Source organism: Actinoplanes sp. NPDC049548 (assembly GCF_040676695.1).
GTDB lineage: Bacteria > Actinomycetota > Actinomycetes > Mycobacteriales > Micromonosporaceae > Actinoplanes.
Window position 1 is genome coordinate 1 of record NZ_JBFAPM010000075.1, and the last position, 1,177, is coordinate 1,177.

General features: G+C 66.2%; 1 protein-coding gene. It reads right to left on the reverse strand.

What is annotated here, in order from left to right:
• A partial coding sequence (locus AB0J80_RS38515) for a PLP-dependent aminotransferase family protein (RefSeq protein ID WP_364714791.1) occupies positions 1–865 on the reverse strand: 865 nt, incomplete at its 3' end.
• Positions 866–1,177 lie beyond the last annotated feature (312 nt).

Here is a 1,177-nt window from a genome sequence, read left to right on the forward strand (position 1 = left end):
CGACCACGGCCTGGCTCAGCGAGGAGGTGTTGACGGTGACCATGCTTTTGATCTTCGACAGTTCGTCGGCGAGCAGCGTGCTGTGCCCGTCGGCGGCGGTGATGCGTTGGTCGGCGACGACGTAGCCGACCCGGGCGCCGGGGAACACGGTTTTGGAGTACGAGCCGAGGTGCACGACCACCCCGGCGGTGTCTTGTGATTTCAAAGTGGGCAGCGGGTTGCCGGGGCTGACCAGACGGTAGGGGCTGTCCTCGATGATCAGCAGCTGGTGGCGGGCGGCGAGCTCGAGCAGCTGCGCGCGAGCCTCGGGGGCGATGGTGGTGCCCGACGGGTTGGAGTGGTCCGGCACCACGTAGAAGGCTCGGGGTCGGCGTCCGCGGGCGCGTTCACGCGCGATGGCCTCCTCCACTTTCGCGCAGCAGAACCCGTCAGCGGGTTCCTCGACATCCACGAGGGGGATGTCGAGCAGCCGGGCCGCGCCGGTGATGCCGACGTAGCAGGGGCTGGAGACCAGCAGCACGTCGGACGGGCCGGCGATCAGGGCCCGCAGCACCAGCAGCATGGCTTCCTGAGCGCCGACGGTGACCACGATGCTCTCGGGTGTGACGTCGATGTGTTCGTCGATGCGTAGCGATGCGGCGATCAGGTCACGGATCTGACCGGCGGTGGTGCCGTACTGGTACATCGCGGTGCGGACCTGCTGCGGTGACCACCCGGCCTCGGCCAGGTGGTCCAGGTAGCGGCGCAGGTGCGTGACGATGTCCTCGGTGTCGAAGAACCCGTCATACGGCCGGCCCGGCGCGAACGAGATCGCCTCCGGGTAACGCATCGTGACCTCGTTCAGGAAGGTCATCGTGTCCAGCACCGGATCAGCCAGACTCGAATGCAGACTCTCCTTTCTCAGAAGTGCGAGAGAAACCCTGGTGTCGGCATTGCGGCAATCGGCCATGATTCCCCTCGCCTACTTCTTTCGTTTCTTTCGTTTTCCAGGCCCGAGGTTCGCACGGCATACGGATCGCCGACAATGGCGTCCAACCGCCCGTCCGAGTGTCACGCCTCAATTCCCGGACCAGACGGGCGGTCGTTTCTCGGCGAACGCGCGCGGGCCTTCCAGAGCGTCTGCGCTGTGCCGTCGCCTTTCCTCCCACGGGTAGGTGGTGGTGAAGGCCTCGGAAAG